Origin of the sequence: Novosphingobium sp. (assembly GCF_019748365.1) — a bacterium.
GTDB lineage: Bacteria > Pseudomonadota > Alphaproteobacteria > Sphingomonadales > Sphingomonadaceae > Novosphingobium.
Window position 1 is genome coordinate 1 of sequence record NZ_JAIEPN010000157.1, and the last position, 6,541, is coordinate 6,541.

Sequence of the window (6,541 nt, forward strand, 5' to 3'; positions counted from 1 at the left end):
GTCGTCGCGGCGGCGCTCACCGCCACCGCCGCGGTTGCCACCGCGCCCGCGTGCATCGCGATCATCGCGGCGCGCATCGCGCTCGGCTTCCTCGGGCTTGCGGCTGACGGCGGGGAGCTTCGCGGCCTCGGCGAGGAAGCCTTCCGGCAGCGGCAGCGGCATCAGCTTGATGCCCGTCAGCTTCTCGATGTCCCTGAGGTAGGGCTTCTCGTCCGGCGCGCAGAAGCTGATCGCCTCGCCATCGGCACCCGCACGCGCGGTGCGGCCGATGCGGTGGACATACTGCTCGGCCACGTTGGGCAGTTCGAAGTTGAACACGTGGCTCACCCCGCTCACGTCGATCCCGCGTGCGGCGATATCGGTGGCGACGAGGATCGGGCAGGAACCCTGACGAAACGCGTCAAGCGCGGCGGTGCGCTGCGCCTGGCTCTTGTTGCCGTGGATCGCGCGGGCGCTGATCGAGGCGGCAGACAAGTGGCGCACCACGCGGTCCGCACCGTGCTTGGTGCGGGTGAAGACCAGCGCGCGGTCAAGCTTGCCATCGGCCAGCAGCGCGCGGATGCGCAATGTCAGCAGCGCCTGCTTCTCGGCCTGATTGACGAAGGTCACGAACTGCTCGACGCGCTCGGCGGTGCTCGCCTGCGGCGTCACTTCCACGCGCACCGGGTTGTTGATGAACTGCTTGCCCAGATCCGCGATCGCCTTGGGCATCGTCGCGGAGAAGAACAGGCTCTGCCGGTCCTTGGGCAGCAGGTTCGCCACGCGCTTCAGCGCATGGATGAAGCCGAGGTCCATCATCTGGTCGGCTTCGTCGAGCACGAAGATCTCGACCCGGCTGAGCGTCAGCGCGCGCTGGTCGATCAGATCGAGCAGGCGGCCCGGCGTCGCAACGAGGATATCGCAGCCCGGCACGAGGCGGCGGGCCTGCTTGCCCACCGGCACGCCGCCGAACACGCAATCGACGGTGAGGCGCAGGTTCTTGGCATAAGCCGCAATGTTCTCGGCAATCTGCGCGGCCAGTTCGCGCGTGGGCGAAAGCACCAGCATGCGGCACGATGCGGGCTTGCGCGGCTTCATGTCTGCCGCAAGGCGGTGGAGCGAGGGCAGCGCGAAAGCGGCGGTCTTGCCGGTGCCGGTCTGCGCGATGCCAAGGAGGTCGCGGCCTTCGAGGAGAGCGGGAATGGCCTGGCGCTGGATCGGCGTCGGGTCGGTATAACCCTTGGCTTCAAGCGCGTGGAGGATCGGCTCGGCAAGGCCGAGATCGCTGAAATAAGACATGTTGAATCCAATCGGAATGGCGCGCGCGGCAAGGATGCGGCGCGCGAAAGGCAAGTGGTCGACCATGCGACCCATGCGTGAAGGGGAAGCCAAGCGAAGCAGCCGTTCAGCCGGGGCGGGTACACGCCCTGAAACGGCGGACCTCACGCTTGCCCGGGCCTGCGGCGGAAAGTCCGCTCGCCAGTCCTGCTGGTGGGGCACTTAAGCGCAATTGCGCAGGAAAGCAAGGAAATTGCGCGGAGGGGTTGCAGGCTTTCCAAGTGCGGGGCTCTCGTTCTATCACCAAGCCATGCACCACCGCCTCGCCACCGCGCTCCTCGCCGCCTCGCTCCTGCTCTCCGCCAGCGCGCGCGCGGCGCCGGCTTTGACCGGGCCCGAAAAGCGCATGGCCGCGACTGTCGCGGCAAACGAGGCACGCGATCTCGCGCTGCTTGAAAAGCTGGTCAATCAGAACTCCGGCTCGCGCAATATCGCCGGCGTCAAGGCCGTGGCGGAGATGGTGCGGCCCGAATTTGAGGCGCTGGGGTTCACCGTGAAGTGGCTGCCGATGGAGCAGACCGGTCGTGCCGGGCACCTCGTTGCCGTCCACACCGGCAAGCCCGGCACCAAGCGCCTGCTGCTGATCGGCCACCTCGATACGGTGTTCGAACCCGATTCGCCGTTCCAGACCTTCACCCGCAACGGCGCCTTTGCCTCCGGCCCCGGTGTTGCGGACAACAAGGGCGGAGTGGTCGCCATGCTGGCCGCGCTGCGCGCGATGGCGGCAGCGGGTACGCTCAAGGGCGCGAATGTGGTCGCCTACCTCACCGGCGACGAGGAAGACGCGGGCGAACCGCAGTCCGCTGCACGCGCCGATCTCATTGCAGAGGGCAAGAAGGCCGATGTCGCTCTCGATTTCGAAGGCCTTGCCCGCGATGTGGGTCCGGACGGCAAACTCGTCGACATGGGCTCGATCGCCCGCCGCTCGGCCTATAGCTGGACGATCGAGGTTACCGCCAAGTCCGGCCACTCCAGCGGCGTGTTCGGCGCCGATGGCGATGGCGCGATCTATGCCCTCGCGCGCATGCTCGCCGCGATCCGCGCCGAAGTGCCCGAGCCCAATCTCACGCTCAATGTCGGCATGATCGCGGGCGGCGCCGAAGCCGCGCTCGCCGCCGATCAGGCGCACGTCAGCGCCGCGGGCAAGACCAACATCATCCCCGCCAAGGCCATCGCGCGCGGCGACTTGCGAACCCTCTCGGGCGAACAGAACACCCGCGCGCAGGAGAAGATGGCCGCGATCGTCGCGCGCGGCTTCCCCGGCGCCTCGGGCAAGATCGTGTTTGAGGATGGCTACCCGCCGATGGCGCCGACGGATGCCAACCGCGCGCTGCTGGCGAAACTCAACGCAGTGAACGCCGCGCTCGGCCTGCCGGCGATGGCGCCGCTCGATCCGCTCAAGCGCGGCGCGGGCGATATCAGCTTCGTCGCCGCCGATGTGCCGGGCCTCGTCGGCCTCGGCCCCGCCAGCAAGGGCGACCATACCCCGGCCGAGACCGTCGATCTCAAGAGCCTCAACCTTCAGGCCAAGCGCGCCGCGCTGCTGATGAGCCGGCTGGCCGCCGAGAAGCGCTGATGGACCATCCCCCCAGCCCCTGCACCGGCACCTGCACGCTCGATCCGTTCACGAAGCTCTGCCGCGGCTGTGCGCGCACGATCGAGGAAATCATGGTCTGGCCCAGCGCCACGGCGCGAGAGAAGCACGCCATCCTCGGCGCCCTGGGCGAGCGGCTTCAGAGCGTCAGCGTCAGGTCGAAATAGCCGTAGACACTGTTGCCGCTGGCAGGCGCATTGGGGGCGTCGCGCAAGAACCCCTGCTTGAACAGCACCGCGCCGCCGGTTTCGGCCTGCAGCAGAGCGGGCACCAGCCAATGCCGCAGCCGCGCCTCGGCCTGGTGCCCGGCAAAGCGCCCCGAAGCGCCCCTCGCATCGCGCACACCGGTCGTCGCAAAGGCATCGCGCGGGTTTTCGAGCCACAGCGCGCGGTAGGAGAGCATCACGTCGGTCCCCCTGTCCGGCTCCGCTTCCAGCCGCAGCCCCGGTGCAATGATATTGGTCCGCTGCAAGGCGCCGTAGAGCGCCGTCGGCCCGAAATCGAAGCGCCGCGCGCCATAGAGCGTATCGAAGCGGCCATAGTGCCCGGCTCTGCCGCCATCGCCGCTCGCCGCATCGAACAGCGCTGCAAGGCGCGGCTTCCATGTGGCCTTCAGCGTGTAGCCCGCTTCGGCGTGAAGGAACCACGCCGAGACATCGAGGTCGGTCATATCCGCCGCTGAAGTGCTGCGCCGCGCGGTGCCGAACTGATACGCGCCCTCGACGTCGTGGTCCCACTTGCCCGCTTGCGGCCGGGCGAAGGCCCGCGCGCCGAGGGTCCACAGGCGGCGGTTGCGCGTCAGCCGGTTGTCGCCATCCTGCTCGGCAAGCCTGTAGCCATAAGTCTCCAGCGTTCCGCCCAGCACGCGCGGCAAGGTGGCATGCGCGCCGAAGAACTGAACCCGCGTGGTCTCGAGGTCGAACTTGACCGTGTTGTCCTGCAGCCCTTGCGCATCGTCGGGGAGGCGGATCTGCGGCAGCGTCCAGAACGCTTGCAGCCGCGCGCCGCCGTGGGTGGTCCATTCAAGGTTCACGCCGGTGAAGCCGTTGGTCGTCTGGCGAAAGCGGTTGCGTGCGACAAGGCGCCGCGAGCCGATGTCCATGGTCTGGCGGCCCAGCGTCAACAGGCCGCGCCCCCCTTTCGCGCCTTTTTTCCAGTCGCCCAGTTCGACCTTGGCATAGGCTTGCACCAGTTCCAGCGTGTTGACGTCGGATGTCGTGATGCTCGAGGCTGGCCCCTCGCCATAGGCGCGCGCATCCCACAGCTCGCCGCCGAAGCGCACCGGCCCCGCATCGTATTCGATGGCGAGCGTGGTGCGCAGCGAGACCATCGAATCGGCGGCCGCCGGGCTCGGGCGGAACTGTCCGTCGATCCCCTCGGCCCGCGCGCGCACGGTGGCGCTGATCGACAGGTCATCCGGCGCCCCCAGCGCCTCGGCCAGCGGGCTGGGCTTCGCCATGGCAGGTGCGGCGAAGGGCAGCGCCGCCAGGGCCGCCAGTGTCGGGAGTGCTCTTCGGGTCAAAGTCGCTTCCACAGGTCAGGTGCGCACCACCTCCCGCGGTCAGGTCGGCCGATTGGTGCTATGTACGAACGAATACAGAAATCGCAGGGGCCGTCCAGTCGCGTGTTGCGTTGCCAACGCGAGCACCCTAGAGCCGCCGCTGTCACTTGGGGAGTAGCCGCTGCGCGTTCCGCGCGCAGCCCCTTGCCAGATCGTTCTGGCGCGTCAACATGCTTGGCCGAGAGGCCATGGCGCAAGCGGCAGGGATGGAGCGACCCCGCTTCCACCTGCCGGGCGAGACCAATGGCACCTGATCTTCCTGTCCGGCCGGGCGGGGGATATCCGGTGCCGTTGTCTCGACCTTCTCGCCCGGCCCCGGAACGCAGCCATGCTCGAAGCCCTGTTCACTTCCACCGCGATCGTCGCACTCGCCGAAATCGGCGACAAGACGCAGCTCCTCGCCATCGTGCTTGCCGCGCGGTTCAAGCGGCCCGTGCCGGTCGTGCTCGGCATCCTTGTCGCCACGCTCGCCAACCACTTCCTCGCCGCGATGGCGGGATCGCTCGCGGCGGGCTGGTTCGACGGGCCCGCCTTCCGCTATGCCGTCGCAATCGGCTTCCTCGCCATGGCTGCCTGGACCCTGGTGCCCGACAAGCTCGACGACGACGAGGCACCTGCCGTCTCGCGCGGCGGCGCCTTCCTCACCACGCTCATCGCATTCTTCATCGTCGAGATGGGGGACAAGACGCAGGTCGCCACGATCGCCTTGGGCGCGCGCTTCCACGATGCGCTTGGCGTCACGGCGGGCACCACGCTTGGCATGATGCTGGCAAACGTGCCTGCGGTCCTGCTCGGCGGCGAACTGGTGAAGCGCGTCCCGCTCGGCGTGGTGCGCACGGTCGCCGCGCTCCTGTTCGCGGTGCTCGGCCTGTGGCTGCTGCTTGCGACCGCGGGCGCGATCTAGGCCTCTTCGCCCCACCCGGCGCAATGCGGATCGCCCGCCACGGTGAACCGCCGCAGTGCCGCGCGCGCCAGCCGCTCGGTCTCGGTCTTGCGGCGTGCGGCGGCAAGCGGCAGGCTGGGCGCCGGACGCAGAATCTCGGCGTCATAGCCGTCCGCCACGATCACCCCGCACAAGTCCGGCCGGAATGCCGGGGTTTCGAGGCACGCCCGGTCGAGATGCGGGGCAAGGCCCCAATAGAACCGGTCGCAATATTCGAGGTAATCCGGCCACTTGGCATCGCCGAGCAGGTCGGCGCGCGCCACCTTGATCTCCACGATCACGATGCGGCCCTTGCCATCGATCCCCATCAGGTCCGCCCGCCGGCCGGAGCGCAGCGGCATTTCGGCCAGGCACCAGATCCCGTTTCGCGCAAACAGGCGGCCGATCCCGCGCGCGACGGCCTGCGCCTCACGTTCGCCAGAGTTTGGGGCGCCAGAGTTTGGGGCGCCAGAGTTTAGGGCGGCAGGGTTGGGAGATCCAGAAGGAAGGGCCGAATCGAGCATGGCCCAAGCTTAAGAACAAAAATGGAACAATGGAAGCGCGCACTGCGCTACCGCTCGATCCCCAGCGGCGGGATCAGTGCCAGCAATCCCGCGCGGGCGGTGTGGAACTCCTGCCACAGCGCCAGCGCCGCCGCCCCGGCGGGCGCGCCGCTGCCGTGCAGCGCCAGCAGTGCGGCAAGGCCAGGCTGGAGAATCGCCGCCAGATCATCCACGCCCTGCTCGGCGAGTCGATACCGCCAGCCGCCCGTATCGCGCATGATTGCCGGAAAATTGCGGACTTCTGGCGTGCGAAACTCGGGCGCGATCCCGGCCAGTTCACCGACCGCCGCTGCCGCTTCGTGCACGGCGGTCCATTTCATCGCCATCTGGCTCGCCCCTGCGCGGACGGCAGCGCGATTCGCATCGGAGGAGGGCGGACGAGCAGCCATGCACGGCAGAATACGCCAGCGCCCGCTACCAAATCGCTAAACGACGAACCTTCGGTTATTGTCCGCTAGCCACAAACCGCTGGAATGCCGCGCGCGGCGCTGCTAGGCGGTTCCCCCACGCACCCGTAGCTCAGCTGGATAGAGCGCTGCCCTCCGAAGGCTGCTGTCAACGGGTGATGGTCGGTAAGAGATGAA

General features: G+C 68.3%; 7 protein-coding genes. 3 read left to right on the forward strand and 4 right to left on the reverse strand.

All coding sequences use genetic code 11. The annotated features are described in order from the left end of the window. Positions 1 to 1,278 (reverse strand): DEAD/DEAH box helicase (locus K5Q19_RS17240; protein ID WP_292947844.1); only part of this gene is annotated, 1,278 nt, incomplete at its 3' end. 289 nt (positions 1,279 to 1,567) lie between these two features. Between K5Q19_RS17240 and K5Q19_RS17245 the strand changes: the two genes are divergently transcribed. Then, on the forward strand, positions 1,568 to 2,893 hold the full coding sequence (locus tag K5Q19_RS17245; RefSeq protein ID WP_292947862.1) for a M20/M25/M40 family metallo-hydrolase: 1,326 nt from the start codon (positions 1,568 to 1,570) through the stop codon (positions 2,891 to 2,893). Continuing rightward, positions 2,893 to 3,078, forward strand: coding sequence for a DUF1289 domain-containing protein (locus tag K5Q19_RS17250; RefSeq protein WP_292947847.1), 186 nt, complete (start codon positions 2,893 to 2,895; stop codon positions 3,076 to 3,078). Before K5Q19_RS17245 ends, K5Q19_RS17250 begins: the two co-directional genes overlap by 1 nt. Here the strand turns inward: K5Q19_RS17250 and K5Q19_RS17255 are convergent. After that, positions 3,051 to 4,433 carry an alginate export family protein gene (locus K5Q19_RS17255; protein ID WP_292947850.1) on the reverse strand — a complete coding sequence of 461 codons (1,383 nt, stop codon included), beginning with the start codon at positions 4,431 to 4,433 and terminating at the stop codon, positions 3,051 to 3,053. The genes K5Q19_RS17250 and K5Q19_RS17255 overlap by 28 nt on opposite strands. 367 nt (positions 4,434 to 4,800) lie before the next feature. Between K5Q19_RS17255 and K5Q19_RS17260 the strand changes: the two genes are divergently transcribed. Next, positions 4,801 to 5,376 carry a TMEM165/GDT1 family protein gene (locus K5Q19_RS17260; RefSeq protein ID WP_292947853.1) on the forward strand — a complete coding sequence of 192 codons (576 nt, stop codon included), beginning with the start codon at positions 4,801 to 4,803 and terminating at the stop codon, positions 5,374 to 5,376. Here the strand turns inward: K5Q19_RS17260 and K5Q19_RS17265 are convergent. Both K5Q19_RS17265 and K5Q19_RS17270 read right to left on the reverse strand, forming a co-directional pair. Further along, entirely contained in the window at positions 5,373 to 5,918 is a 546-nt protein-coding gene (locus tag K5Q19_RS17265; RefSeq protein WP_292947856.1) for an MmcB family DNA repair protein, read from the reverse strand. The two genes, K5Q19_RS17260 and K5Q19_RS17265, sit on opposite strands and share 4 nt — an antisense overlap. A gap of 47 nt (positions 5,919 to 5,965) precedes the next feature. Beyond that, positions 5,966 to 6,283, reverse strand: coding sequence for a hypothetical protein (locus K5Q19_RS17270; protein WP_292947859.1), 318 nt, complete (start codon positions 6,281 to 6,283; stop codon positions 5,966 to 5,968). Positions 6,284 to 6,541: the final 258 nt, after the last annotated feature.

Bases quoted from the DNA above. Each gene is read 5' to 3' on its own strand.
- K5Q19_RS17270 (WP_292947859.1), bottom strand. From the start codon at position 6,283: ATGGCGATGAAATGGACCGCCGTGCACGAAGCGGCAGCGGCGGTCGGT.
- K5Q19_RS17260 (WP_292947853.1), top strand. From the start codon at position 4,801: ATGCTCGAAGCCCTGTTCACTTCCACCGCGATCGTCGCACTCGCCGAA.
- K5Q19_RS17250 (WP_292947847.1), top strand. From the start codon at position 2,893: ATGGACCATCCCCCCAGCCCCTGCACCGGCACCTGCACGCTCGATCCG.
- K5Q19_RS17245 (WP_292947862.1), top strand. From the start codon at position 1,568: ATGCACCACCGCCTCGCCACCGCGCTCCTCGCCGCCTCGCTCCTGCTC.
- K5Q19_RS17265 (WP_292947856.1), bottom strand. From the start codon at position 5,918: ATGCTCGATTCGGCCCTTCCTTCTGGATCTCCCAACCCTGCCGCCCTA.